Below are 26,627 nucleotides of genomic sequence, written 5' to 3'. Positions count from 1 at the left end.
GGTTCCCGCCTCCGCGGGAACGACGGTTACAGGCTAACACTGAATGAATCCAAAACTGCTGTTCTGGGTCCCAGCCCTGCTGCGCGTGGCCCTGGTATTTGCCGCCGCCGGCGTAGTCTGGTGGATGTCCGGCCCCGTTTCCGCCCTGGCGCTGGCGCTGCTGATCGTGGTGGGCATGCTGCTGATGCAGCTGTTGTACCTGCAGCAGCTGGACGAATGGCTCACCGACCCGCACAGCGGCAAGCTGCCGGACGGCTGGGGTTCGTGGACCGACGTATTCGCGCGCCTGTACCGCATCCGCCGCGACGACGAGCGTAACCAGGCCGAGCTGGCCGAGTGGCTGGCGCGCTTTCGCGAGGCGATGCAGCTGCTGCCGGAAGGCGTGGCGATCATGGACGACGTGCTGCAGCTCGAATGGTGCAACCGGGCCGCCGGCAAGCACCTGGGCCTGACGCTGGAGCGCGACAAGGGCCGCCGCGTGACCAACCTGGTGCGCGCGCCGGAGTTCATCGACTACATCATCCTGGGCCGCTACGAGCAGCCGCTGACGCTGCACTTCCGCGGCCGCAAGCTCGAAGTGCGCGTGATCCCGTTCCAGAGCCGGCGCCAGATCCTGGTGACGCACGACGCGACCGAGGCCGAGCGGGTCGAGGCCATGCGGCGCGACTTCATCGCCAACGCCTCGCACGAACTGCGCACGCCGCTGACCGTGGTGGTGGGCTTTCTTGAAATTGCGCTGGCCGACCCGGGCATGGACCAGGCCACGCGGCTGGCGCACCTGAAGCTGATGACCGAGCAGGCGCAGCGCATGCAGCGGCTGATCGAGGACATGCTGACGCTGTCGCGGCTGGAGTCGGACGAATACCCGCTCAAGCGCGAGAAGGTGGACGTGAAGGCGCTGGTCGAGGCGGTGGCGAACGAAGCCAGGGCGCTGTCGGGCGGGCGCCACGAGATCGAGGTGCACGTGGACGGCCCGGACGTCATGGGCAGCCTGGACGAACTGCGCAGCGCGTTCGGCAACCTGGCGTCCAACGCGGTGCGCTATTCCCCCAACGGCGGCAAGATCGTGCTGTCGTGGCAGCGCGGGCAGGACGACCTGCGCTTTTCGGTGCAGGACAGCGGCATCGGCATCGACCCCCAGCACATTGCCCGCCTGACCGAGCGCTTCTACCGGGTGGACAAGAGCCGTTCGCGCGAGACGCAGGGCACCGGGCTGGGCCTGGCGATCGTCAAGCACGTGCTGGCGCGCCATGGCGGGCGCCTGCAGATCGAGTCGCAGCCGGGCAAGGGCAGCACCTTCATCGCCTGCCTGCCCAATACCTCGCTGCCCGGCTGACCGGTTAGCGCTGTTTCGGCGCCTGGTTCGCCTGCATGACCATGGCGCGGTACTGCGCGAACGGTTCCATGCCCATCTTCGCCCGGCGCTCGTCGAGGTGTTTGGGGTCCTCGATCGGCTGCACCTGGAGGCCGCCTGACTGCGTCTGGCGGAACTGGCTGCCGTAGAGCTGCTTCTTGCCCTCGCTGACCAGCACGCGGTCGATGTTGAGCGCAACGTTGCCTGCGTAGAGATCACCGCGTTCGGCGGCAGCCTTCATCGCCGGCAGCAGCCGCTTGATCACCTGGTCAGGTGCATGTTGTACCAACAGCCAGGCGTGGTGCGCGCCGGCGTAGCCGACCAGCTCGGCGTCGGGCCAGCCGTAGGTCTCGAGGATGCGGCGCAGTTCTTTCTGGTTCTGCTTGTCGGTCTCGATCATCTTCTTGATCGCGGCAGGGTTGGCCAGGTCGATATTCTGTCGTGCATCCTGGTCGGCCCGGGCCAGCTCGGCAAGCCGGTCGGCCAGCGCGGGATTGGAGCCCTTTTCCGGGATCAGCTTCAGGTCGCGTTGAGCCGGCGCGTTAAGCTGAACCAGCGGCGCCTTGCCAACCAGGCCGGGCGCGTCGGCGCGAACCAGATAGATTCCCTTGGGCAGGGTGGCGGCGTAACAGGCGCCATTGAAGGGCAGGGGGTGCTGTTCGGGCGGGGTCTGGGTCACCGCGATGGCGACCGCTTTCAAGCCTGCAGGCAAGGGACCGCTGGCGCGAACACAGCCGCGCAGCTCTGCCGTTGCGGATGCCGGTTCCGCCCCCAGTGCCGCCTGCGACAGCAGCGCGCCCGCGACGAGCAAGCCCAGGGACCGGAATCGCTGATTGTTTTGCATTTCTTACTACTTTCCAACAGTTTCGACAGCACACTTTACTCCACCTGCGGGTGCGCATGGTATTTACGGCAAGAACCAGCGGCAACGACCGGGCACGCGAAAGGGGTACAATTCTCGCTTGCACTTTTTCCCCGCCAATCATGCTTTCTCGACGTACCGCTCTTTTCGCACTGGCCGGCCTGGCGCTGGCCGGCTGTGGCAGTGAACCCAAGGTCCCGCCCACTCCCGTTGCCGGTCCCACCCCAGCGCCCCGCAAGCTCAGGATCGCGCTCGCCCTTGGCGGCGGCGCCGCGCGCGGCTTTGCGCACATCGGCGTGATCAAGGCGCTGGAGGCGCAGGGCATCGTGCCGGACATCGTGGTGGGCACCAGTGCCGGCTCGGTGGTCGGCTCGCTGTACGCTTACGGCTACAGTGGGTTCCAGTTGCAGAAGATCGCGCTGGAGATGGACGAGGCGACCATTTCGGACTGGGCGATTCCTTTTTTCAGCAAGTCGTCCGGCGTGCTCAAGGGCGACGCGCTGCAGAATTACGTGAACAAGGCGGTGCACGGCACGCCGATCGAAAAGCTCAAGATTCCGTTCGGCTGCGTGGCGACCGACCTGAAGAATGGCCAGCCGATCCTGTTCAGGCGCGGCAACACCGGGTTGGCGGTGCGCGCGTCCTCGTCGGTGCCGGGCGTGTTCCAGCCGGTGAAGATCGGCGACCACACCTATGTGGACGGCGGCCTGGTCGCGCCGGTGCCGGTGCGCTTTGCGCGCGAGATGGGCGCGGACTTCATCATTGCCGTGAACATCTCGAGCTCGACCGAAGGGCAGGCCACCAACAGCTCGCTGGACGTGCTGATGCAGACCGCGAACATCATGGGCCAGCGCCTGAACCATTTCGAGCTCAAGGACGCGGACGTGGTGATCACGCCGCCGCTGGGCACGATGGGCAGCAGCGACTTTAACGGCCGCAACCTGGCGATCCTCGCCGGCGAGCAGGCCGCCGCCGCCGCGCTCCCGCAGATCAAGGCCAAGCTCAAGGCCAAGCAGCAGTCTTAACCCAACCTGAGGATGCAAGCCATGCAAATGAAACCTGTCCTGACCCTGGATGACGTGAAGAAGATCGCGGCGGCAGCCGAAGACGAGGCCAACCGCAACAACTGGAAAGTGGTGATCTCGATCGTGGACGATGGCGGGCACCTGCTGTGGCTGCAACGCCTGGACGGGGTGGCGCCGGTTTCCGCCTACATTGCGCCGGCCAAGGCCAAGACCGCGGCGCTCGGCAAGCGCGAGTCCAGGATCTACGAAGAGCTGATCAACAACGGCCGCTATTCGTTCATGACCGCGCCCGAGATCGAGGGCATGCTCGAGGGTGGCGTGCCGATCGTGGTCGATGGCCATGTGGTTGGCGCGGTTGGCGTGTCGGGCGTGAAGTCGGCCGAGGATGCGCAAATCGCCAAGGCGGGTATCGCGGCGCTCGGGCTGGCTGCCTGAGCAGTGTTATCTGTCGCTTAAATAGTCACCTTTTGATCCGTCATCCCGGCGCAGGCCGGGATCCATAGACCGCATGCACTGGGTCACAGTCTCCGTCTTCGGTCCGCTCAGCATGGGTCCCGGCGTCCGCCGGGACGACGGGTCCTTTCATGTGCACCAGGCACCGATAGCTCATCAGTTATTGCTGATGTGAATGGGCGTGCTTCCAGTCATGCGCCCTGATCGCATCCATACTAAAAAACTCGCGGATTTAGTCGGCGCTCGATTGCCGGACAGGTGTCCCTGGGATATAATTTCAGGGTTTAGCCATCAATACACCTGCCGTAGCGCCTACACCGCCTCTCTTCACAGTGAATGACGTTTCAAGCCGCGATAAGTAAAGCGGATATCTCTGCAAATGTCGTCCACGCGTGGCGCCGCTACGGTAACTTTATTAGGGAGTTACCCTTGCCGCCATTTTTTTCTGGCCCAGCCGTCCCCGCCATCCTGGCTCTTGCCGACGGCACGATTTTCAAAGGATATTCGATCGGCGCTGCCGGCCACACCACCGGTGAAGTCGTCTTCAACACCGCGATGACCGGTTACCAGGAGATCCTGACCGACCCCAGCTACTCGCGCCAGATCGTCACGCTGACCTATCCGCACATCGGCAATGTCGGCGTCAATCCGGAAGACGTGGAAGCGTCCAAGGTGCACGCGGCCGGCCTGATCATCCGCGACCTGCCGCTGCTGGCATCGAACTTCCGTTCGACCCAATCGCTGTCCGACTACCTGAAGGCCGAGAACGTCGTGGCCATCGCCGGCATCGACACCCGCAAGCTCACCCGCATCCTGCGCGAAAAGGGTGCCCAGAGCGGTGCGATCCTGGTCGGCACCCAGGGTTCGGAGCCGCAGCCGGCGCTGGCGCTGGAACTGGCGCGCTCGTTCCCGGGCCTGAACGGCATGGACCTGGCCAAGGTCGTCTCGACCAAGACGCCGTATGAATTCGACCAGACCGAGTGGAAGCTCGGCCGCGGCTACGGCAAGCAGGAAAACCCGAAATTCCACGTGGTCGCGTTCGACTACGGCGTGAAGTACAACATCCTGCGCATGCTGGCCGAGCGCGGCTGCCGCATCACGGTGCTGCCGGCGCAAACCAGTGCCAAGGAGGCGCTGGCCCTGAACCCGGACGGCATCTTCCTGGCCAACGGCCCAGGCGACCCGGCGGCGTGCGACTACGCAATCGAAGCGACGCGCGAGCTGATCGAGACCGGCATTCCGACCTTCGGCATTTGCCTTGGCCACCAGATCATGGCGCTGGCTTCGGGTGCGAAAACGCTCAAGATGAAGTTCGGCCACCACGGCGCCAACCACCCGGTGCAGGACCTGGACTCGAAACAGGTGATGATCACCTCGCAGAACCACGGCTTTGCGGTGGACGCGGATACGCTGCCGTCCAACTGCCGCGTGACCCACGTCTCGCTGTTCGACGGCTCGCTGCAAGGCTTTGCCCGCACCGACAAGCCGGCCTTCTGCTTCCAGGGCCACCCGGAAGCCTCGCCCGGCCCGCACGACGTCGCTTACCTGTTTGACCGCTTCATCAGCCTGATGCAAGCCGCCGTGGAGAAGAAATAATGCCAAAACGTAGTGATATCAAAAGCATCCTGATCATCGGCGCTGGCCCGATCATCATCGGCCAGGCCTGTGAGTTCGACTACTCCGGCGCCCAGGCCTGCAAGGCCCTGCGCGAAGAGGGCTACAAGGTCATCCTGGTGAACTCGAACCCGGCGACCATCATGACCGACCCCGAGATGGCCGACGTGACCTACATCGAGCCGATCACGTGGAAGGTGGTCGAGAAGATCATCGAGAAGGAGCGTCCGGACGCGATCCTGCCGACGATGGGCGGCCAGACCGCGCTGAACTGCGCGCTGGACCTGCACCGCAACGGCGTACTGGACAAGTACAAGGTCGAGCTGATCGGCGCCACGCCGGAAGCGATCGACAAGGCCGAGGACCGCGCCAAGTTCAAGGCCGCGATGACCAAGATCGGCCTGGGTTCGGCACGTTCGGGCATCGCGCACTCGATGGACGAGTCGCGCGCGGTGCAGCGCGAGCTGGGCTTCCCTGTCATCATCCGTCCGTCGTTCACGATGGGCGGCACCGGCGGCGGCATCGCCTACAACGAAGAGGAATTCGAGGCCATCTGCAAGCGCGGCCTGGAAGCATCGCCGACCTCCGAACTGCTGATCGAGGAATCGCTGATCGGCTGGAAGGAGTACGAGATGGAAGTCGTCCGCGACAAGAAGGACAACTGCATCATCGTGTGCTCGATCGAGAACCTGGACCCGATGGGCGTGCACACCGGCGACTCGATCACGGTGGCGCCGGCTCAGACGCTGACGGACAAGGAATACCAGATCATGCGTAACGCGTCGCTCGCGGTGCTGCGCGAGATCGGCGTGGATACCGGCGGCTCGAACGTGCAGTTCTCGATTAATCCGGCGGACGGGCGCATGATCGTCATCGAGATGAACCCGCGCGTGTCGCGTTCGTCGGCGCTGGCGTCGAAAGCCACCGGCTTCCCGATCGCGAAAGTGGCGGCCAAGCTGGCGGTCGGCTTTACGCTGGACGAGCTGCGCAACGAGATCACCGGCGGCGCAACCCCGGCCTCGTTCGAGCCGTCGATCGACTACGTGGTCACCAAGGTGCCGCGCTTCACGTTCGAGAAGTTCCCGGCGGCGGACAAGCACCTGACCACGCAGATGAAATCGGTGGGCGAGGTGATGGCGATCGGCCGTACCTTCCAGGAGTCGTTCCAGAAGGCGCTGCGCGGCCTGGAAGTGGGCGTGGATGGCCTGAACGAGAAGACCCGCGACCGCGAGGTCATCGAAGAGGAACTGGGCGAGCCGGGGCCGGAGCGCATCTGGTACGTGGGCGACGCGTTCGCGCAGGGCTTCACGCTGGAAGAGGTGCACGCGTTGACCAAGATCGACCCGTGGTTCCTGGTGCAGATCAAGGAGATCGTGGACCTGGAGCTGTGGCTGGACCACCAGAAGCTGGAAAACCTGGACAAGACCACGCTGTACAAACTGAAGCAAAAGGGCTTCTCGGACCGCCGCCTGGCGTTCCTGCTGCACGTGACGCAGGATGAGGTGCGCAAGCGCCGCCATGCGCTGGGCATTCGCCCGGTGTACAAGCGGGTGGACACCTGCGCGGCCGAGTTTGCGACCAACACCGCGTACATGTACTCGACCTACGACGAGGAGTGCGAGTCCAACCCGACCGACAAGAAGAAGATCATGGTGCTGGGCGGTGGCCCGAACCGGATCGGCCAGGGTATCGAGTTCGACTACTGCTGCGTGCACGCGGCGCTGGCGATGCGCGAAGACGGCTACGAGACCATCATGGTCAACTGCAACCCGGAGACCGTGTCGACCGACTACGACACCTCGGACCGCCTGTATTTCGAATCGCTGACGCTGGAAGACGTGCTCGAGATCGTGGATCTGGAAAAGCCGGAAGGCGTGATCGTGCAGTACGGCGGCCAGACCCCGCTCAAGCTCGCGCTCGACCTAGAGGCCAACGGCGTGCCCATCATCGGCACCTCGCCTGACATGATCGACGCGGCCGAAGACCGCGAGCGCTTCCAGAAGCTGCTGCACGAACTGGGCCTGCGCCAGCCGCCGAACCGCACCGCGCGCACCGAAGCCGAGGCGCTGGCACTGGCCACCGAGATCGGCTACCCGCTGGTGGTGCGCCCGTCGTACGTGCTTGGCGGCCGCGCGATGGAAATCGTGCACGAGCAGCGCGACCTGGAGCGCTACATGCGCGAAGCGGTCAAGGTGTCGAACGACTCGCCGGTGCTGCTGGACCGCTTCCTGAACGATGCGATCGAGTGCGACGTGGACTGCATCTCGGACGGCCAGACCACCTTTATCGGCGGCGTGATGGAGCACATCGAACAGGCTGGCGTGCACTCGGGCGACTCGGCCTGCTCGCTGCCGCCGTATTCGCTGGCCCAGGAGACCATCGATGAACTGAAGCGCCAGACCTCGCTGATGGCCAAGGGCCTGAACGTGGTGGGCCTGATGAACGTGCAGTTCGCGATCCAGCGCCAGGAAGTGGACGGCAAGATGCAGGACACCGTGTACGTGCTGGAGGTGAACCCGCGCGCATCGCGTACCGTGCCGTTCGTGTCCAAGGCCACCGGCCTGCAGCTGGCCAAGATCGCGGCGCGCTGCATGGTGGGCCAGTCGCTGGCGCAGCAGGGCGTGACGAAAGAAGTGGTGCCGCCGTTCTTCAGCGTGAAGGAAGCCGTGTTCCCGTTCGTGAAGTTCCCGGGCGTGGACACCATCCTCGGGCCGGAGATGAAGTCCACCGGCGAGGTGATGGGCGTGGGCGCGACCTTCGGCGAAGCTTTTGTGAAGTCGCAACTGGGCGCTGGCATCCAGATGCCGGAGTCGGGCAAGGTGTTCCTGTCGGTGAAGGCGTCGGACAAGCCGCGCACCGTGCAGGTGGCGCGCGACCTGGCCGAGCTGGGCTTCACGCTGGTGGCCACCAAGGGCACCGCGGCCGTGATCCAGGCGGCCGGCATCCCGGTCACCGCGGTCAACAAGGTGATCGAGGGCCGCCCGCACATCGTGGACATGATCAAGAACCACGAGATCGCGATGGTGGTCAACACGGTCGAGGAAAAGCGCAGCGCGATTGCGGACTCGCGCACGATCCGTACCTCGGCGCTGCAAGCGCGCGTGGTGACCTATACCACGATCGCAGGCGCGGAGGCGGCGATCCAGGGCATGCGCTGCCTGGACCAGTTGCGCGTCTACGATTTACAAGGTCTCCATAAGGCCTTAAACTAAGCGCCAAGCAGTACCCGTAAAACCACAGAGCTCGTGCGGCCCAAGCCGTGCGCCTCTGTGGTTTTCGCTTGGTACGTCCACAAACAAACGCTAGAAGTACATTAAATATGAACACAACGGTTCCACTTACCAAATTTGGCGCCCAGCTCCTGAAGGACGAACTGCACCAGCTGAAAACGCAGGAACGCAAGAAGGTGATCGAGGCGATCGCCGAGGCGCGCTCGCACGGCGACCTGTCCGAGAATGCGGAATACGACGCGGCCAAGGAGCGCCAGGCCTTCATCGAAGGGCGCATCATGGAACTGGAAAACAAGCTCTCCAGCGCGCAGGTGATCGACCCGGCCACGCTGGACGCCGAAGGCCGCGTGGTGTTCGCTTCGACCGTGGACCTGGAAGACCTGGAAAACGGCCAGAAGGTGACCTACCAGATCGTGGGCGTGGATGAAGCGGACCTCAAGCTGAACAAGATTTCGGTGACCTCGCCGATCGCGCGCGCGCTGATCGGCAAGTACGCCGGCGACGTGGTCGAGGTGCAGGCGCCGTCCGGCCCGCGCGAGTACGAAATCCTGGAAGTACGCTACATCTGATCATGGAACGGGCCGCGGTGCTGCGCGGTGCGCGCCTCTTGGCGTCGGTGCTGTGGGCGGGCAGCCTGTGGGCGCTTGGCTACGTGGCGGCGCCCACGGTGTTTCGCATGCTGCCGTCCACGCAGGCTGGCGAGATCGTCGGCGCGCTGCTGGAGCGACAGGCGTGGCTGGCCATGGCTTGCGCGCTGGTGCTGCTGGTGCTGGCGCGGTTTGCGCATGACCTGGATGCTAAGCGCAAGCGTGCGCTGGTGATCTTGGTGGTGGCCATGCTTGCGTGCGCGCTGGTGATCTACCTGGGGCTGCAGCCGGCGATGGCGCGCATGCGCGAGGCAGCTGGGCCGGCCGGGGTGAGGGCGTCGCCATACTGGACGCAATTTGCGGCCATGCACGGGGTGTCGCAGGTGCTGCACATGGTGGAGAGCCTGCTGGGCGCGGTGCTGGTGCTGAAAAGCCGATGAGCGTAGGGTGGGCTCTCGAGCCCACGCTGCGGTACGCGCCGCGTGTCAACCGCGTGGGCTCAAGAGCCCACCCTACAGGAGACGCCAACAAAAAACCGGGGACTGGCCCCGGTTTCGATCACTTGTTCAGTGCGCCCTTCTTGGTACTGGCCTGGCGCGGTTTGGCGCGCTTGATGTTGCCGCCCGCCGTGACCCGTTCGTTCCCCTTGAGCAAAACCTTCTTGACCGTCGGCTTGGTCCGGCCGCTGGGGCTCGGCTTGACGATGGTGACCATGCGCATGCCCTTGCCGGCGCTGCTGCGCTCTTTCTCGGCTTCCTTCTTGGGCCGGTACAGGACCAGCAGCTTGCCGATGTGCTGCACCGGAGCCGCGTCGAGCTCGGCGCAGATCTGCTCGTAGATGGCAATGCGCTCTTCGCGGTCGTCGCCGAACACGCGCACCTTGATCAGGCCGTGCGCGTCCAGGCTCTTGGCGATCTCTTTCATCACGGCCGGGGTCAGGCCGGCTTCGCCGATCATGACCACCGGATTGAGACCGTGGGCTTCGGCGCGCAGCGCGCTGCGTTCGGCGGGAGTCAGTGTAAGCATAATGTAATTCTTTTGGATGATCCTTTAAAAGCAGTATTCTACGCGAATGGCCAAGAACAAATTAAACAAAAACTGGTTGCACGACCACATTAATGATCCGTACGTGAAACTGGCGCAGAAAGAGGGCTACCGCGCACGTGCCGCCTACAAGCTCAAGGAAATCGACGAGGCGGAAAAGCTGATCAAGCCTGGCCAGGTCATCGTCGACCTTGGCTGCACCCCCGGCAGCTGGGGCCAGTACACCCGCCGCAAGCTGGCGGGCAAGGAGGGCGGCGGCATCCACGGCACGATGATCGGGCTGGACATCCTGCCGATGGAACCGATCGCGGACATGCATTTTATACAAGGTGACTTCCGTGAGGAAGACATCCTGGCCCAGCTGGACGAGGTGCTGGCCGGCCGCAAGGCCGACCTGGTGCTGTCGGACATGGCGCCGAACCTGTCGGGCATCCCGGCCGCCGATGCAGCGCGCATGGAGCACCTGATCGATTTGGCGATTGAGTTCTCTCAACTCCACCTGAAGCCATCTGGCGCATTGTTGGTGAAGTGCTTCAAGGACATGGGCTTTACCCAGATCCTGGAGAAGTTCCGCGACGAGTTCCGGACCGTGAAGCAGGTCAAGCCCAAGGCCAGCCGCGACAAGTCGTCGGAAATCTTCCTGCTGGGCCGCGGGCTCAAGCATCCCGCCCAGCAGAAAAGTGACGAAACGGATGATTCGGCCCTTGATATTTGAGTCCGCAACCGCACATCACTCGCGAGAGACCTGTAAAGTCGTGAAAAATCGCCTGCTGGTCGCTGTGAAATGCTATAAAAGTGGTATTTCGGCAGCGTCCTGTAGTGCTGCGTGGCACGGCCTGGTTATTGCGGGTAAAATCGGCATTCTAAAATCTGTCAAGATGCGTGCCGCATCGGAGGAGTTTTCGTGAATAATATGTTTTCCAAGTCCGCCATCTGGGTGGTCGTCGCGCTGCTGTTGTTCATGCTGTTCAAGCAGTTCGACAACCACAGCGTCGCAGGCGGGAGCAAGACCATTGCTTATTCCGAACTGCTCGATGACGTGAAGGCAAAGCGCATCAAGGACGTTGTCATCGAGGGTTCCAACATCACGGCCACCCGGACCGACGACAGCAAGGTGCGTTCGACCGCCACCATGCTCGACCGCGGGCTGATCGGCGACCTGCGCGACAACAACGTGCACTTCGACGTCAAGCCGCCCGAGGAGCCGTCGTTCCTGCAGCAAGTGTTCATTTCCTGGTTCCCGATGCTGCTGCTCATCGGCGTGTGGGTGTTCTTCATGCGCCAGATGCAGGGCGGGGGCAAGGGCGGCGCGTTCTCGTTCGGCAAGAGCAAGGCGCGCATGATGGACGAGACCAACAATACCGTCACCTTTGCCGACGTCGCCGGTTGCGACGAGGCGAAGGAAGAAGTGGGCGAGATCGTCGACTTCCTGAAGGACCCGACCAAGTTCCAGAAACTGGGCGGCCGCATCCCGCGCGGCGTGCTGATGGTCGGTCCCCCGGGTACCGGTAAAACCCTGCTGGCGCGTGCCATCGCGGGCGAAGCCAAGGTGCCGTTCTTCTCGATCTCGGGTTCGGACTTCGTTGAAATGTTCGTCGGCGTGGGCGCATCCCGTGTGCGCGACATGTTCGAGAACGCCAAGAAGCATTCGCCGTGCATCATCTTCATCGACGAGATCGACGCGGTCGGCCGCCATCGTGGCGCCGGCATGGGCGGCGGCAACGACGAGCGCGAGCAGACCCTGAACCAGCTGCTGGTGGAAATGGACGGCTTCGAGGCGTCGTCGGGCGTGATCGTGATCGCCGCGACCAACCGTGCGGACGTGCTGGACAAGGCGCTGCTGCGCCCGGGCCGCTTCGACCGCCAGGTGATGGTGGGCCTGCCGGATATCCGCGGTCGCGAGCAGATCCTGAACGTTCACATGCGCAAGGTGCCGATCGCCACCGACGTCAAGGCCGACATCCTGGCGCGCGGCACCCCGGGTTTCTCGGGCGCCGACCTGGCCAACCTGGTCAACGAGGCCGCGCTGTTCGCGGCACGCCGCAGCAAGCGTTTGGTCGAGATGAGCGACTTCGAGGACGCCAAGGACAAGATCTTCATGGGTCCGGAGCGCAAGTCGATGGTCATGCGCGAGGAAGAGCGCCGCAACACGGCCTACCACGAGTCGGGCCACGCGGTGATCGCCAAGCTGTTGCCGAAGGCCGACCCGGTGCACAAGGTGACGATCATGCCGCGCGGCTATGCGCTGGGCCTGACCTGGCAGCTGCCGGAGCATGACAGCCTGTCGGGCTACAAGGACAAGATGCTGGAAGAGATCTCGATCCTGTTCGGCGGCCGCATTGCCGAAGAGATCTTCGTCGGCCAGATGTCCACCGGCGCATCGAACGACTTCTCGCGTGCCACCAAGCTGGCGCGCTCGATGGTCACGCGCTTTGGCATGAGCGAGAGCATGGGCGTGATGGTGTACGAGGACGATGCCAACGAAGGCTTCTTCGGCGGCTCGACCAAGACCATCTCCGAGGCGACCCAGCAGAAGGTGGATGCCGAGATCCGCGCCATCCTCGACCAGCAGTACGCGCTGGCGCGCCGCCTGCTCGAAGAGAACCGCGACAAGGTCGAAATGATGACCAAGGCGCTGCTCGAGTGGGAAACCATCGATGCCGAGCAGATCAACGACATCATGGCCGGCCACGAACCGCGCCCGCCGAAAACGGGTCTGCTGACCAAGCGCACGCCCCCGGGCGACCGCGATGGCGGCGTGGCGCAGAACCAGACGGCACACGCCTGATTTCCTGAACCCTGCCCTGAAAGGCACCCAAGCGGGTGCCTTTCGCTTGTTAACGACCTGGATTTACTCACATGCGTCAATTTCTTCAATGCGGTCGCTTCGACTTCAACCTCGACAAGCGCACCCTGGTGATGGGCATCCTGAACGTCACCCCCGATTCCTTTTCCGATGGCGGCAGCTACCAGTCGCTGGAGTTTGCGGTCGAGCGCGCCGAGCAGATGGTGGCGGACGGCGTCGACATGATCGACGTGGGCGGCGAATCGACCCGGCCTGGTTCGCCCAGCGTGCCGGTCGAGGAGGAGCTGCGGCGCGTGATGCCGGCGCTGTACGCGCTCAAGGGATTGGAAAAGCCCTTGTCGGTGGACACCTGCAAGCCGGAGGTCATGCGCGAGGCCATCATCGCGGGCGCCGACATGATCAACGACATCAACGCGTTTCGCGCCCCCGGTGCGATCGAGGCGGTGGCCGACAGCGACTGCGGGCTGTGCGTCATGCACATGCAGGGAACCCCGCAACAGATGCAGGAAAAGCCGGTCTATACCGACGTGGTGCGTGAAGTGATCGACTTCCTGCGCGGGCGGGTGGATGCGATGGTGGCCGCCGGCATCGACCGCGAGCGGATCTGCGTCGATCCCGGCTTTGGTTTCGGCAAAACGGTCGAGCACAACTACGCGCTGCTGCGCCACCTCGGGCGCATTCGCGATGAGATTGGCCTGCCCGTGCTGGCGGGGCTTTCGCGCAAGTCGATGATTGGCGCGGTAACAGGTCGTTCTGTAGAGAAACGTCTTGCAGGAAGTTTGTGTGCGGCATTGGCTGCCGTAGCGCATGGCGCTAGAATTGTCCGAGTGCACGATGTTGCAGAAACGGTCGACGCGCTCAAGGTATGGCAGGCGGCGACCGCCGACTAACTGAACAAATAAAAGAGAACAAATGGCTCGCAAATATTTCGGTACGGATGGCGTTCGTGGCCTCGTGGGCCAGTCGCCCATTACGCCAGACTTCGTCATGCGGCTTGGCTACGCGGCCGGCACGGTGCTGGCAAAGGGCACGACCTCGGCCAGCGGCCGCCCGGTGGTCCTGATCGGCAAGGACACCCGCATTTCTGGCTACATGCTGGAAGCGGCGCTGGAAGCCGGCTTTTCCGCCGCCGGCGTGGACGTGATGCTGGCCGGCCCGATGCCGACGCCGGCGATTGCCTACCTGACGCGCGCGCTGCGGCTGCAGGCGGGCGTGGTGATCTCGGCCTCGCACAACCCGTTCCAGGACAACGGCATCAAGTTCTTCTCGGAACTCGGAACCAAGCTGCCGGACGCGGTGGAGCTGGAAATCGAACAGGCGATCGACCGGCCGATGGGCTGCGTGCCGTCCGACAAGCTCGGCCGCGCGACGCGCCTGCGCGATGCCGGCGGCCGCTACATCGAATTTTGCAAGAGCACGTTCCCGAACGAGCTCGATCTGCGCGGGCTGAAGATCGTGGTGGACTGCGCCAACGGCGCCGCCTACGACATCGCACCGCACGTGTTCCATGAGCTGGGCGCGGAAGTGGTGGCGATCGGCGCCAAGCCGGACGGCTTCAACATCAACGCGGGCGTGGGCGCGACTGCACCGAAGGCGATGTCGGAGGCGGTGGTCGAGCACAAGGCCGACCTGGGCATTGCGCTGGACGGCGACGCTGATCGCCTGATCATGTGCGACGCGAGCGGGCGCCTGTACAACGGCGACGAGCTGCTGTACGTGATGGTGCGCGACCGCCTGGCGATTGGTCCGGTGGCGGGCGCGGTCGGCACGCTCATGACCAACATGGCGCTGGAAGTGGCGTTCAAGGAGCTGGGCGTCGGCTTTGCGCGCGCCAAGGTGGGCGACCGCTACGTGCTCGAGGTGATGCAGGAGCGCGGCTGGCTGTTCGGCGGTGAGGGCTCCGGCCACCTGCTGGCGCTCGACAAGCACACGACCGGCGACGGCATCATCTCGGCGCTGCAGGTGCTGTCGGCGCTCAAGCGCGCCAACAAGAGCCTGGCCGAGTGCTGCGCCGACCTCAAGCTGTATCCGCAAACGCTGATCAACAAGCGGGTGACGCCGGGCTTCGACTGGACGCGCGATTCGGTACTGGTGGCCGAAAAAGAAGCGGTCGAGCGCGAGCTGGGCGATGCCGGCCGGGTGCTCATCCGTCCGTCGGGCACCGAGCCGCTGATTCGCGTGATGGTCGAGGCGAAGAGCGCGTCGTTGGCAGAGAGCATGGCCAAGCGGATCGCCGACAAGCTGGCGGCCTGAGCAGCTTTTTGGTTACATTGACGCGCCATACCCGAAGCGGTATGATCGTTTCAATCGGAGTGTAGCGCAGCCCGGTAGCGCACCTGCTTTGGGAGCAGGGGGTCCAAGGTTCGAATCCTTGTACTCCGACCACCGTTTCAAAAAGCGGGCTGTCCGAGGACGGCCCGTTTTCACATCCGAACGCGGCGCTCGCCGTGCATCGTCTGCCCATAGCTCAGTTGGATAGAGCATCAGCCTTCTAAGCTGAGGGTCGCTGGTTCGAACCCAGCTGGGCAGGCCAACAAAATCAATAGCTTAGGTGGCCGCATGTGTTTGGAGAGATGAATCTCCAAGCTTCTCAGTGCGCATGGTACCCGTTTGGTACCCCGGCTATAGCAATGGCATGACTTCAGGCTCGACAGTTCGCGCTTGTGCAGGTTCTGCTTATTTTGACGACGTTCTCGGCTTACCCAATAGTAGAACACTTCGATTCCCGGACTCGCCTCTCTTTGGTGTGCGAAAGTAGTTCGCGCGCGCGTGTAGTGTAAGAAAATTCCTCGGTAACTTTCGCCCCGTAGGTTTTGCAGTATCTCCGAAAACTTCGCGTGGCAACGCCTTCAGCACGTGTTGTCCTTTCGTCTCGGTTTGCTGCGAGCAGGTTACGCCTGCCATCTGATGGCTCTGTAATCTTCCGTTGCTTCGTGCGCGTCCCTTGATCAGAGAGTCTCGGGATATGCCCAGTCGTAAGCTCAGGTTTGACTCATGGCCCATGGAAATATTCCGTCGTTTCGAGTGGGCGTACCATTTTTGATATAGTACGGCTGAGCTTGGACCTAAATCATGACTGAACTAATAAGCGCATACGCACCAACGGACGATGCTGGCAAAACGAAAGTTGTCTTTGTGCATGGCCTGGACGGCCATGTCCGTCATACGTGGATGTCGAACAGAACTAAGGACGACACCCTGTGGCCAAGGTGGGTTGGAGAAGCGACAGGTTGCCCCGTCTGGCTGCTAGGTTACGCTTCAGCTAAGACCCGTTGGTTCGGCGATGCGATGTCACTGCCTCACCTTGGAATAGCTTTATTAGATACGTTATGTAGCGCCCCAGCTTTTGCCGATGATGATGAGCCGATTGTTCTGGTAGGGCATAGTCTTGGCGGGTTGGTAATCAAGATGGCCGTCAAGTCGGCTTTTACCTTAGGGGTGGCACGGTACGAAAAGTTGGCTCGGAGAATAAAGGGAGTAGTCTTTGTTGGGACGCCTCACTTCGGCTCGATTTGGGCCTCGATTGTTTCTTTTTTTCACCTCGCACGCGCCAATCCGCAGATGAGGAATCTGGGCTTACACGATGAACATTTGGCGTCGTTGAATACGGAGTTTCGGAATCTGGTGCGTCGTGAAGAAATCCTGACGAGGACTTTTGTCGAAACCGAGCCAATGCGCGTGCCGTATGTTGGGCGGTTTCTTCCTGGCGTAACAATCGTTAATCCCACTAGTTCAGAGCCAAATCTTCCTGGCGAAGTAGGCGTCCCTGTTCAAGCTCATCATCTTAGTATCTGCAAGCCGAAGGACAAAAACGCTCATATCCATAAGTCCTTGTTGAATTTCCTTGAGCAGGTGACGGCCAAGCATTTGTCCAGCGTGGAGGCACAGCGAGAGCGACAAATGCCTTCAACAGCAATGGAGGCCATTTGGCCAACGGAGCGTACAGATACTGAGACGCATTTGGCGTTTGCGATGTTTGGAGATGGACCAGACGTCGAGGCCCCAATCTCTACCGCTGTATGTATTGTGACCGATGCGCCGGACCGTTTACGGCAAGAGTTACTTGCACTATCAAAGCGCGTGCAGGCGGACCCGTTAGTCGATGCAAAGGCGAAACAGCGAGCGCAAAATGCTTCGCTCGAAGCCCTTCTTTCTGATGCGGGAACGCGAGACGCCGCGCTCAGAGGGATTGCGACTATTTCTTTCTCAGCTTATTTGTATTATTGCAAGGGTGCCGCTCTTAAGGAGATGTCGGAGCAAGACCGTGCGTTCAAATTTTTGGTATCACCTTTGGTCCACCGGCTTAGTAAGCGCGGGGAGAAAGTGGTGCAATTTCATTGCGACCTACTAGATTTTGGTGTGTATTTGGAATCGGCGATTGCGGTGGTTGCGTCGGACTTCCATCGAACTATCAATCCTCCCGAGCGAGGTCGGAATAAATACCACGTCCTCGAAGAGCTTGCTCAGCTCGTAGCTAAGGCGAGCGGCCAATACCTAGGTGACATTAACAACTTGGAATATGCGAACGTGTTCCAATACTTGCGAACACGCATTCGATATGCTGAAAATGTGGTGACCGGAGAACGACACACGCGCGATAAAAACCCCTTGCCCTAGAAGGGGTCATCGACACCTTTATCAGAAAAGTATCGCCGTCTCGCTGCTGCCGCCCTTTGCGCCTGAGCGCTCGCTAAAATGTCTTGCCATTTATTGACCAAAACTGGCTCGATAGAGGCGGCGTACGTTAACATACCTTCGAGCCATCGCTCTTTTCTGTGTGGATTTTTTTCGCCGGTCCTGTGCCAGTGTTCAGAGAGTCCATACTTTTCAATATAGTGGAAGATTAGACGGAGCCTGCTTTTCATTCGCTTTGGAAGTCTTGGCATTGCCGCATCATTTACGCTCAGCCCTGTAACGTACTGGCAGCGTCCCTTATATTGATATCTGCATTTTTTATCTCGAAGGGAAAACCCTTCGGACTCCACGACCATGCGTACTGAAGTAAAGGAAGGCACCTGATCACCAGAAAATGTCAGGTCATCCGCATATCTTGTGAACACAGAGCCATGTGACCGGGCCAAGGTCAAAAGTTTCCTATCTAGATTATCGCAAACTAAATTCGCCAGTATCGGGCTACATCTTGTCCCTTGACGTAGGAACCCTTCGATAGTGCATGCTTTTGCTAAAATTGCGGCCACGCTTGCAGGCATCCCTGTCGCTATAAGAGCAACTCTGACCTGTTCCGTGGTTATTGTGTCGAAGAAGCTCTTGATATCGGCGTGAAGTATAACGGACGCGGCAAGGTGCTGTTTCGCGTTGCTGCGAGATGAACGCTTCTTCCGGAAGCCTTGAACATGGTCCGCAAACTGCACGCTATGCGCAACTATCATCGCGACTGAGCGGTGTAAACTCGAAAGCCGGTGGTCCTTAGCCTGAAATACAACCCGATATTCACCCCTACGATTTCTGCCGCGTTTGGGTATTTTTAGTGGAAAGTAATAATCTCTTTGAAGTGGATGGTTAGCGTATTCATTGATGAATTCAGCATCCACACCACACGCTTGAGCGACGTGGTCTAGCGTCTTCAGGTCTACCAGCTTTGTAGAGGTCATGGTCGGTTGCAACGGCGAGATGGAACGAGTGAGGCCTCAGAATCGGGTTCGAACTCGAACCCACAGAAAAACTTTAGACCAGTCATCCCGCTGTTGCCTGACAGAGGATATCAGGCACCCCCCATCATGTAAAGGTGGCCAGTTGAGGCGTCGGGAGCGTATATCGCGCCGTGCAACGGCTACAAGCAAACCCTGGATTCGATGCGCCAACCCTACCGCCTTTACCATGTGGGGTACGCTACCGCAGCCGTGCAAGTGCACTGCAAACCCAGTGAGCATCGTTGCAATCTCACCGTGGTCTTCGGAGATATTGCAAAGTATTTGAGAACCTGCCGTCCTCGGGCTATCAACTTTTTCCGCTCCACAGGCATGTAAAGGTTGCCTGACAGCACTGATAACGGCCCCAAGCGTCGGTTGTCGCCCTGACATCGTCGATGCTCGACTCGAAACCTGACCCTTTATCGACGAGCCGATGCTGCGCTCGCTCTCCATCCTAACCCTACACAAGTATAGGGATAGCTCAGACCGCCGCGGGTAGGGCGCTCAATGTTGTTGCGCCTCGCGCGGCGCAACGTCCCCTTTGTCATCCAAACGCATTGCTGCCTCTATCGCGGTGTCCCTCCGCGATGATAGGATGTTTCATTCTCGAAACAACCGACTAGGCAGCACATGAACCATCAGGCCCTCTCATCCTTTATTTGGTCAGTCGCGGACCTATTGCGCGGAGACTATAAACAAAGCGAATACGGCCGCGTCATCCTCCCGTTTACCGTACTGCGTCGCCTAGACTGCGTGCTGGAGGCGACCAAGCCCGCCGTGCTGGCCGAGTTCGACGCCAAGACCAAGGCCGGCCTGAATCCCGAGCCTTTTCTACTGCGCAAAGCCGGCCAAAGCTTCTATAACGCCTCCCCGCTGGACCTTGTGAAGCTGCTGGGCGACCAGGACCACATCCGCCAGAACCTCTATGCCTACGTCCAGGCGTTCTCGCCGGCCGCACGCGACATTTTCGAGCGCTTCGACTTCTACACCCAAGTCGAACGTCTGGCCAAGGCAAACCTGCTCTACCTCGTCACCGAGAAGTTCGCCAACATCGACCTGCATCCCGAGGTCGTGGACAACGCCAGCATGGGCCTCGTGTTCGAGGAGCTGATTCGCAAGTTCGCCGAAATCTCGAATGAGACGGCCGGTGAGCACTTCACCCCGCGCGAGGTCATCCGCCTTATGGTGAACCTGCTGTTCATCGAGGACGACGACGTGCTCACCCCCGGCAATGCCGTGGTGCGTACCATCTACGACCCGACGGCAGGCACCGGCGGCATGCTCTCGGTCGCCGGCGAGTACCTGCTGGAGCACAACCCGCAGGCCCGATTGACCATGTTCGGCCAGGAACTCAACGACGAGTCCTACGCTATCTGCAAAGCCGACATGCTCATCAAGGGCCAGGACGTCGCCAACATCGCTCCCGGCAACACACTCAGCGACGATGGTCACGGCGGACGCAAGTTCGACTACATGCTGTCCAATCCTCCCTTTGGCGTCGAATGGAAGAAGGTCGAGAAGGTCGTGCGCCAAGAGCACGAGAGCAACGGCTTCGACGGTCGTTTCGGTCCTGGCCTGCCGCGTGTGAGCGACGGCTCCCTGCTGTTCCTGATGCACCTGCTCTCCAAAATGCGTCCGGCGCAGGACGGCGGCAGCCGCTTCGGCATCGTGCTCAACGGCTCGCCACTGTTTGCCGGCGGCGCCGGCAGCGGCGAGAGCGAAATCCGTCGCTATGTGCTTGAAAACGACCTGGTGGAGGCCATCGTCGGCCTGCCCACGGACATGTTCTACAACACCGGCATCGCCACCTACGTCTGGATTCTATCGAATAAGAAGCCGTCGGACCGCAAGGGCTATGTACAGCTCATCGACGCAAGCGGTTTCTGGCAAAAGATGCGCAAGGGCCTGGGCAGCAAGCGCAAGGAGATGAGCGATGCCCATATCGCCATTGTCACGCGCCTGTTTGGCGACTTCAACGAGGCCGAACTCGTCACGGCGTTCGATGAGGCTGGTGCAGCGCTGACCGAGCCGCAGCTCGTCACCGGCACCGACAACATGCCGACCGTGCCCTTAGGCGGCAAGCTCAAGCGTCTGCCCATCTCCCGCATCTTTAAGAATGAGGACTTCGGCTACACCACTATTACCGTCGAGCGCCCGTTGCGTGACGAGAACGGTAACGTGGTGTTGGGTGTGAAGGGCAAGCAGAAGGGCAAGCAGCAGCCAAACAGTGCACTACGGGATACCGAAAACGTGCCTCTGGCTGAGGATATCCAGACCTACTTCGAGCGCGAGGTCCTGCCGCACGCACCAGATGCGTGGATTGATGAAGAAAAGAGCAAGGTCGGTTACGAGATTCCATTCAATCGCCACTTCTACGTCTTCGAACCGCCTCGTAGCTTCCATGCTATTGACGATGAGTTGAAGGCTGCGTCGGTCAAAATTATGAAGATGCTGGAGGAGCTGGCGGAATGAGTATGGCACGGTACAGAGAGTACAAGGACAGTGGTATCCCGTGGGTAGGCGACGTGCCAGGACACTGGCACATCCACCCACTATTACGGGTGGCGGCCGAACGTTCAGAGTCAAACGCCGACATGCAGGAGAGCAATCTACTGTCGCTCAGTTATGGCCAAATCGTTCGGAAGGACATCGACTCCAACGAGGGGTTGCTTCCCGAGTCCTTTGACACTTACCAAATCGTTCACGAGGGCGATATCGTCCTGCGACTTACCGACTTGCAAAACGACAAGCGCAGCCTTCGCAGTGCTCAGGTTCGAGAGCGTGGCATCGTTACCTCCGCCTACTTGGCGCTCCAACCGACGGGTGCTGTTTCGGCGTTTCTCTCGTACTTATTACGAGCCTACGACCTCACAAAAGTTTTTTACTCGATGGGAGGAGGATTGCGCCAGTCAATGAAGTTTTCCGACCTGAAGCGCATGCCAATCGTAGTTCCTCCTGAGTCAGAGCAAACCGCCATCGTCGCCTTCCTTGACCGCGAAACCGCCAAAATCGACGCGCTGATTGCCGAGCAGGAGAAGCTTATCGTTCTGCTGGCTGAAAAGCGTATGGTCACGGTTTCCCATGCCGTTACCCGTGGCATCCGCCCTGATGCGTCGTTAAAGGAGTCCGGTATGGCTTGGCTAGGATCTGTACCAGCACACTGGAATGCGAAACCGCTGAAGGTTTTGTTTCGACAGCAGAAGCGACAATCTTTCCCCGAAAAAGACGTTCTTTCGGTCTACCGCGACTTTGGAGTAATAAGAAAAGATTCGAGGACTGATAATTTCAACAAAACGCCTGACGACCTGAGCTCATACCAACTTGTTGAGCCAAACGACCTCGTTGTGAACAAAATGAAGGGATGGCAAGGGTCTTTGGGCGTTAGTCAGTTCGAAGGTATAACGAGTCCTGATTATATGGTGTTTACTCCTCTGCATTCAGAGAGCTCAGAATATCTTCATATTCTGTTGAGATCAGCACCGATGGTTAGTACTTATCGCTCTATTTCAAATGGAATCCGACCTGCGCAATGGCGCCTTGAGCCGGAGTCCTTCTTGAGGCTGAAAGTATTTCTTCCGCCAGTTGCAGAACAGCAAGCAATTGTAGCTTTCTGTAAGAGCGAAATGCTCAAGCTTGATTTGCTAACTTCAGAAACCGAAGCGATGTTAACTTTGCTCAAAGAACGCCGTAGCGCCCTTATCGCTGCGGTGGTTACTGGGCAAATTGACGTCCGCAGCGCAGCGCGGCAGGCGACGGCCGGGGTGGAGGCGATGGCCGCATGAGCGACATCCAGTTGTTTCGCCTGAATAGGGGCACGGCCACCGAACTTGTCGGCCGCGCTGCACCTTTGGAGAAAACCCTGCAGAGCCTTATCGAAGGCCAGATGGAAACCTTCCTCGGGGTTCGCTTCCTCGCCAACGAATACGCCACTGGTAAAACGCACCGGGGCCGTATCGACTCGCTGGGGCTGGATGAGAACAACTGCCCGGTCATCGTCGAGTACAAGCGCCATAGCAATGAGAACGTCATCAACCAGGGCCTGTTCTACCTCGACTGGCTGCTGGACCACCAAGCTGAGTTCCGCTGGCTGGTAATGGAAAAGCTCGGCAAGGAAACGGCTGAACACATTGAGTGGGCAGGCACGCGGCTGTTGTGTATTGCGGCCGACTTCACCCGCTACGACCAGCACGCAGTGCAGCAGATACCGCGCAATATCGAACTCATCCGCTACAAGCTGTTCGGAGACGACCTCTTGCTACTGGAACTGGTCAACACGCAGAGTGTGCCGGACACCATGGCCGTCAAGCCGACATCGACTGATGAATCGCCGACCCAGCCGGGTACTCCGAAGCCTGTTGGGAAGGATAAATCGCTGGTCGAGCAATTGGCACTGGCCACGCCGGAAATTCGCGCGCTCTACGACCAGACTACCTCGCTGCTGCTATCACTAGGCGACGACGTACAACAGAAGGCCCTTAAGCTCTATACGGCCTTTCGCCGCTTGAAAAACTTCGCGTGCGTCATCGCGTATCCGAACCGCCTGCTTGTTACGCTCAAGCTCGACCCGAGCACAGTCGCTCTCGAAGAAGGTTTTAGCCGCGACATCCGTCAGGTAGGCCATTGGGGTACGGGTGACGTGGAGCTGTGCGTACGCAGTTCTGCCGACCTCCAGAGGGCCCAAGCATTGCTGGAGCGCAGCTACGCCGAGAACTGAGCGCCACTCAAGCATTCGCATAAGAAGACGAATAAGAGACAAAGCATGAGCCAGAACCTGCACCAGGAGCACCACTTTGAAACCGAAATTTGCACCCACTTGGCAGTCAACGGTTGGCTGTACGCCGATGGCGATGCCGCCCGGTTCGACCGCACCAGCGGCCTGTTCCTACCCGACCTGCTGGCCTGGGTGGAGACGACGCAGCCCGATAATTGGCAGCGCCTGACCAAAAACCACGGCGCCGGTCTGCCCCAGGTGCTCGCCGACCGCATTCGCAAGAACATGAACGAGCGCGGCACGCTCGACGTACTGCGCCGGGGCGTGGAAATGCTGGGGCTCAAGGAGCCGCTGGAGCTGGCCCAGTTCAAGCCCGCGCTGGCCATCAACCCGGCCATCCAGGCGAAGTACGCTGCCAACCGGCTGCGCGTGGTGCGCCAAGTCTGCCACTCGCCCAACAATCCAAAGGACGAGCTGGACTTGGTGCTGTTCCTGAACGGTATTCCCGTGGCCACGGTGGAGCTGAAAAGTGATTTTACGCAGAGCGTGCACGACGCCGTTGACCAGTACCGCTTCGACCGTCTCCCGCAGCCCAGGGGCGGCGTGCTGGAGCCGCTGCTGGGCTTCCCGGGCGGGGCGCTGGTGCACTTCGCGGTGAGCCAGAGCGAGGTGATGATGTCCACGCGGCTGGCGGGGCCGGCGACGGCCTTCCTGCCCTTCAACCGGGGCAATGCTGGCGGGGCCGGCAACGCGCCCAACACGGACGGCTTCGCCACGGCCTACCTGTGGGAAGAAGTTTGGGCGGTCGACAGCTGGCTCGACATCCTGCACCGCTACCTCATCTGCAAGCGCAACGACAAGAAGCAGCCGCAGGCCATCATCTTCCCGCGTTATCACCAGCTCGACGCGACGCGCAAGCTGGTTGCCGATGTGCTGGACAAGGGGGCTGGCGAACGTTACCTGATTCAGCACTCGGCCGGCTCAGGCAAGACCAATTCGATTGCCTGGACAGCGCACTTCCTGGCCGACCTGCACGACGTCCAGCACAACAAACTGTTCGACAGCGTACTGGTGGTCAGCGACCGCACGGTGCTGGATGCGCAGCTACAGGAGGCCATCTTCGACTTCGAGCGCACCCACGGCGTGGTAGCCAGCATCACCAACGAGCACGGCAGCAAGAGCGCCCAACTCGGCCAGGCGCTCAAGGACGGCAAGAAAATCATCGTCTGCACCATCCAGACCTTCCCGTTCGCCTTGCAGGCGGTGCAGGAGCTGGCGGCCACCGAGGGCAAGCGCTTCGCGGTGATTGCCGACGAGGCACACAGCTCGCAAACTGGAGAGGCCGCGGCCAAGCTCAAGCAATTGCTGTCGGCGCAGGAATGGGCCGACTTGCAAGACGGCGGCGAGGTGGACACAGAGGCGCTGCTCGCCGCGCAAATGGAGGCCCGCGCCGGGGTGACGGGCCTGACTTACGTGGCCTTCACCGCAACGCCGAAAGCCAAGACGCTGGAGCTGTTCGGTCGCAACGGGCCGGACGGGCTGCCGCAGCCTTTCCACGTCTACTCGATGCGCCAGGCCATCGAAGAAGGCTTCATCCTCGACGTTCTTAAGAACTACACCAGCTACAAGCTGGCCTTCAGGCTGGCTCACGACGGGCAGGAGTGGGACGACAAAGAGGTCGAGCGCAGCACCGCGATGAAAGGTCTGATGCAGTGGGTACGGCTCCATCCCTACAACATTGCAAGCAAGGTGCAAATCGTTGTCGAGCATTATCGCGAGAACGTGCTGCCGCTGCTGGAGGGGAAGGCCAAGGCGATGGTCGTGGTCGGCAGCCGAAAGGAGGCCGTGCGCTGGCAGAAGGCTATCCGCGCCTACATCACTAGGCAGAAATACCCGCTCGGTGTGTTGGTAGCCTTTTCGGGAGAGGTGAACGACACCGAAAGCTTCCCCGAGGCCGTGACCGAGACCAGTGAGGCTTTGAACCCTGGACTGCGTGGACGAGACATTCGCGAAGTCTTCAAGGGCGCCGACTACCATGTGCTGTTGGTGGCCAACAAGTTCCAGACCGGCTTCGACCAGCCGCTGCTATGCGGGATGTACGTGGATAAGATGCTCGGCGGCATCCAAGCGGTGCAGACGCTCTCGCGCCTGAACCGTGCCTACCCTGGCAAGGACACGACCTATGTGCTGGACTTCGTCAACGAACCGGCAGAGATTCTCAAAGCGTTCAAGACTTACTACGAAACTGCCGAGATGGAGGCGGTAACCGACCCGCATCAGGTCTACGACCTGCGCGCCAAGTTGGACGCCACCGGCTTTTACGACGATTACGAAGTGGACCGCGTCGCCAAGGTGGACCTGGATCCGAACGGCACGCAGAAACAACTCGACGCCGCCATTGCGCCTGTGGCTGACCGCCTGCTCAAGCGCTACAAGGCTGCGCAGCAGGACAAGCTGGTGGCCGAGGAGAAGCACGACGACAAGGTTGCGCGCGCGGCCAAGGACCAGTTGAAAGCGCTGCTGCTGTTCAAGAACGACATGGGTGCCTACGTGCGGCTGTATGCCTTTCTAAGCCAGATTTTCGACTACGGAAATACCGACATCGAGAAGCGCTTCCTGTTCTACAAGCGTCTTATTCCCTTGCTGGACTTCGGCCGTGAGCGTGACACGGTAGACCTCAGCAAGGTGGTCCTGACCCATCACACGCTGAAAAGCCGAGGCAAGCAGTCGATGGGGCTAAACGCCGATGGCAGCTACAAGCTGCCTCCGATGGACGCTGTAGGCAGCGGCAGCGTGCAGGAAAAGCAGCAGGCTTACCTGAACGAAATCATCGAGAAGGTGAACGGCTTGTTTGAGGGAGAACTGACCGATGACGACCAGCTCGTCTACGTCAATGGTGTGCTCAAGGGGAAGCTACTGGAGAACGAGACCTTGATGCGCCAAGCTGCCAGCAACAGCAAGGAGCAGTTTGCTAATTCGCCGGACCTCAAGGATGCGTTACTGCACGCCATTATGGATGCGCTCGATGCCCACCAGACGATGAGCACTCAGGCGCTGGGCTCGGAAAGGGTCAGGGACGGTTTGCGTGACATCCTGTTGGGGCCAGCGCAACTGTATGAAGCCTTACGAAACAAATCCGGGCATGGGGCACCTAGGGCTTCAAACTGAGGTGAAGGAACATAAAATTTAGTAGGTCAGACTTGACCTGCCACGACTGTGAGACGAGTTAGAGTTCCGTGACGCTTCCGGCGAGGAGTAGCCATACAGGGCAATCCTCCGGCACCGTTAAC

General features: G+C 60.8%; 19 protein-coding genes and 2 tRNA genes. 18 read left to right on the top strand and 3 right to left on the bottom strand.

Features of this window, described 5'->3' with window-relative positions; genetic code table 11:
- The first annotated feature begins 43 nt into the window (after nt 1–43).
- Nucleotides 44–1,336: a phosphate regulon sensor histidine kinase PhoR gene (gene phoR, locus NX774_RS09385; RefSeq protein WP_258821909.1), complete on the top strand. Its 1,293-nt coding sequence runs from the start codon at nt 44–46 to the stop codon at nt 1,334–1,336.
- Nucleotides 1,337–1,340: 4 nt separating this feature from the next.
- Here phoR and NX774_RS09380 read toward each other — a convergent pair whose 3' ends face one another.
- Nucleotides 1,341–2,198, bottom strand: a complete 858-nt coding sequence (locus NX774_RS09380) for a DUF6624 domain-containing protein (protein ID WP_258821908.1) — start codon at nt 2,196–2,198, stop codon at nt 1,341–1,343.
- A gap of 140 nt (nt 2,199–2,338) precedes the next feature.
- Here NX774_RS09380 and NX774_RS09375 point away from each other — a divergent pair, with 140 nt between their 5' ends.
- The 6 genes from NX774_RS09375 (at nt 2,339) to NX774_RS09350 (ending at nt 9,565) form a co-directional block, all read left to right on the top strand.
- Nucleotides 2,339–3,241 (top strand): patatin-like phospholipase family protein, encoded by a 903-nt coding sequence (locus tag NX774_RS09375; protein WP_258821907.1) that lies wholly within the window; start codon nt 2,339–2,341, stop codon nt 3,239–3,241.
- 21 nt (nt 3,242–3,262) lie between these two features.
- Nucleotides 3,263–3,676 carry a heme-binding protein gene (locus NX774_RS09370; RefSeq protein ID WP_258821906.1) on the top strand — a complete coding sequence of 138 codons (414 nt, stop codon included), beginning with the start codon at nt 3,263–3,265 and terminating at the stop codon, nt 3,674–3,676.
- Between the two features lie 447 nt (nt 3,677–4,123).
- On the top strand, nt 4,124–5,290 hold the full coding sequence (gene carA / locus NX774_RS09365; protein WP_258821905.1) for a glutamine-hydrolyzing carbamoyl-phosphate synthase small subunit: 1,167 nt from the start codon (nt 4,124–4,126) through the stop codon (nt 5,288–5,290).
- Entirely contained in the window at nt 5,290–8,520 is a 3,231-nt protein-coding gene (carB, locus tag NX774_RS09360; protein WP_258821904.1) for a carbamoyl-phosphate synthase large subunit, read from the top strand. Before carA ends, carB begins: the two co-directional genes overlap by 1 nt.
- A 107-nt stretch (nt 8,521–8,627) precedes the next feature.
- Nucleotides 8,628–9,107, top strand: coding sequence for a transcription elongation factor GreA (greA, locus tag NX774_RS09355; protein ID WP_258821903.1), 480 nt, complete (start codon nt 8,628–8,630; stop codon nt 9,105–9,107).
- Nucleotides 9,108–9,109: 2 nt separating this feature from the next.
- Nucleotides 9,110–9,565 (top strand): DUF4149 domain-containing protein, encoded by a 456-nt coding sequence (locus NX774_RS09350; RefSeq protein ID WP_258821902.1) that lies wholly within the window; start codon nt 9,110–9,112, stop codon nt 9,563–9,565.
- 118 nt (nt 9,566–9,683) lie between these two features.
- On the opposite strand, the gene yhbY is transcribed toward NX774_RS09350, so the two are convergent.
- Entirely contained in the window at nt 9,684–10,151 is a 468-nt protein-coding gene (yhbY, locus tag NX774_RS09345; protein ID WP_258821901.1) for a ribosome assembly RNA-binding protein YhbY, read from the bottom strand.
- A 46-nt stretch (nt 10,152–10,197) separates the two neighbouring features.
- Between yhbY and NX774_RS09340 the strand changes: the two genes are divergently transcribed.
- From NX774_RS09340 to NX774_RS09310, 7 genes are all read left to right on the top strand, one after another.
- Nucleotides 10,198–10,884, top strand: coding sequence for an RlmE family RNA methyltransferase (locus tag NX774_RS09340; protein WP_258821900.1), 687 nt, complete (start codon nt 10,198–10,200; stop codon nt 10,882–10,884).
- A 189-nt stretch (nt 10,885–11,073) separates the two neighbouring features.
- On the top strand, nt 11,074–12,957 hold the full coding sequence (gene ftsH / locus NX774_RS09335; protein WP_258821899.1) for an ATP-dependent zinc metalloprotease FtsH: 1,884 nt from the start codon (nt 11,074–11,076) through the stop codon (nt 12,955–12,957).
- A gap of 71 nt (nt 12,958–13,028) precedes the next feature.
- Complete coding sequence (gene folP, locus NX774_RS09330) at nt 13,029–13,865, top strand: dihydropteroate synthase (protein WP_258821898.1); 837 nt, start codon at nt 13,029–13,031, stop codon at nt 13,863–13,865.
- A 22-nt stretch (nt 13,866–13,887) separates the two neighbouring features.
- Nucleotides 13,888–15,228 (top strand): phosphoglucosamine mutase, encoded by a 1,341-nt coding sequence (gene glmM, locus NX774_RS09325; RefSeq protein ID WP_258821897.1) that lies wholly within the window; start codon nt 13,888–13,890, stop codon nt 15,226–15,228.
- A 55-nt stretch (nt 15,229–15,283) separates the two neighbouring features.
- Nucleotides 15,284–15,360: transfer RNA gene (locus NX774_RS09320), tRNA-Pro, on the top strand.
- Between the two features lie 71 nt (nt 15,361–15,431).
- Nucleotides 15,432–15,508: transfer RNA gene (locus NX774_RS09315), tRNA-Arg, on the top strand.
- A 539-nt stretch (nt 15,509–16,047) separates the two neighbouring features.
- Complete coding sequence (locus NX774_RS09310; protein ID WP_258821896.1) at nt 16,048–17,592, top strand: esterase/lipase family protein; 1,545 nt, start codon at nt 16,048–16,050, stop codon at nt 17,590–17,592.
- Here NX774_RS09310 and NX774_RS09305 read toward each other — a convergent pair.
- Entirely contained in the window at nt 17,589–18,587 is a 999-nt protein-coding gene (locus tag NX774_RS09305; protein WP_258821895.1) for a reverse transcriptase family protein, read from the bottom strand. The two genes, NX774_RS09310 and NX774_RS09305, sit on opposite strands and share 4 nt — an antisense overlap.
- Before the next feature lie 669 nt (nt 18,588–19,256).
- Between NX774_RS09305 and NX774_RS09300 the strand changes: the two genes are divergently transcribed.
- The 4 genes from NX774_RS09300 to NX774_RS09285 are packed head-to-tail and all read left to right on the top strand — an operon-like array spanning nt 19,257 to nt 26,505.
- On the top strand, nt 19,257–21,098 hold the full coding sequence (locus tag NX774_RS09300) for a type I restriction-modification system subunit M (RefSeq protein WP_258821894.1): 1,842 nt from the start codon (nt 19,257–19,259) through the stop codon (nt 21,096–21,098).
- A complete protein-coding gene (locus NX774_RS09295) occupies nt 21,095–22,408 on the top strand; it encodes a restriction endonuclease subunit S (RefSeq protein ID WP_258821893.1) in 1,314 nt (437 codons plus the stop codon). The genes NX774_RS09300 and NX774_RS09295 overlap by 4 nt, the downstream gene beginning before the upstream one ends.
- Nucleotides 22,405–23,340 carry a DUF5655 domain-containing protein gene (locus NX774_RS09290; RefSeq protein WP_258821892.1) on the top strand — a complete coding sequence of 312 codons (936 nt, stop codon included), beginning with the start codon at nt 22,405–22,407 and terminating at the stop codon, nt 23,338–23,340. Before NX774_RS09295 ends, NX774_RS09290 begins: the two co-directional genes overlap by 4 nt.
- A gap of 45 nt (nt 23,341–23,385) precedes the next feature.
- Nucleotides 23,386–26,505: a type I restriction endonuclease subunit R gene (locus tag NX774_RS09285; protein WP_258821891.1), complete on the top strand. Its 3,120-nt coding sequence runs from the start codon at nt 23,386–23,388 to the stop codon at nt 26,503–26,505.
- Nucleotides 26,506–26,627 lie beyond the last annotated feature (122 nt).

This window comes from Massilia agilis (genome assembly GCF_024756255.1).
Lineage (GTDB): Bacteria > Pseudomonadota > Gammaproteobacteria > Burkholderiales > Burkholderiaceae_D > Telluria > Telluria agilis.
The sequence above is the reverse complement of the archived record's forward strand: the minus strand, read 5'-3'. Positions and strand labels throughout refer to the sequence as shown.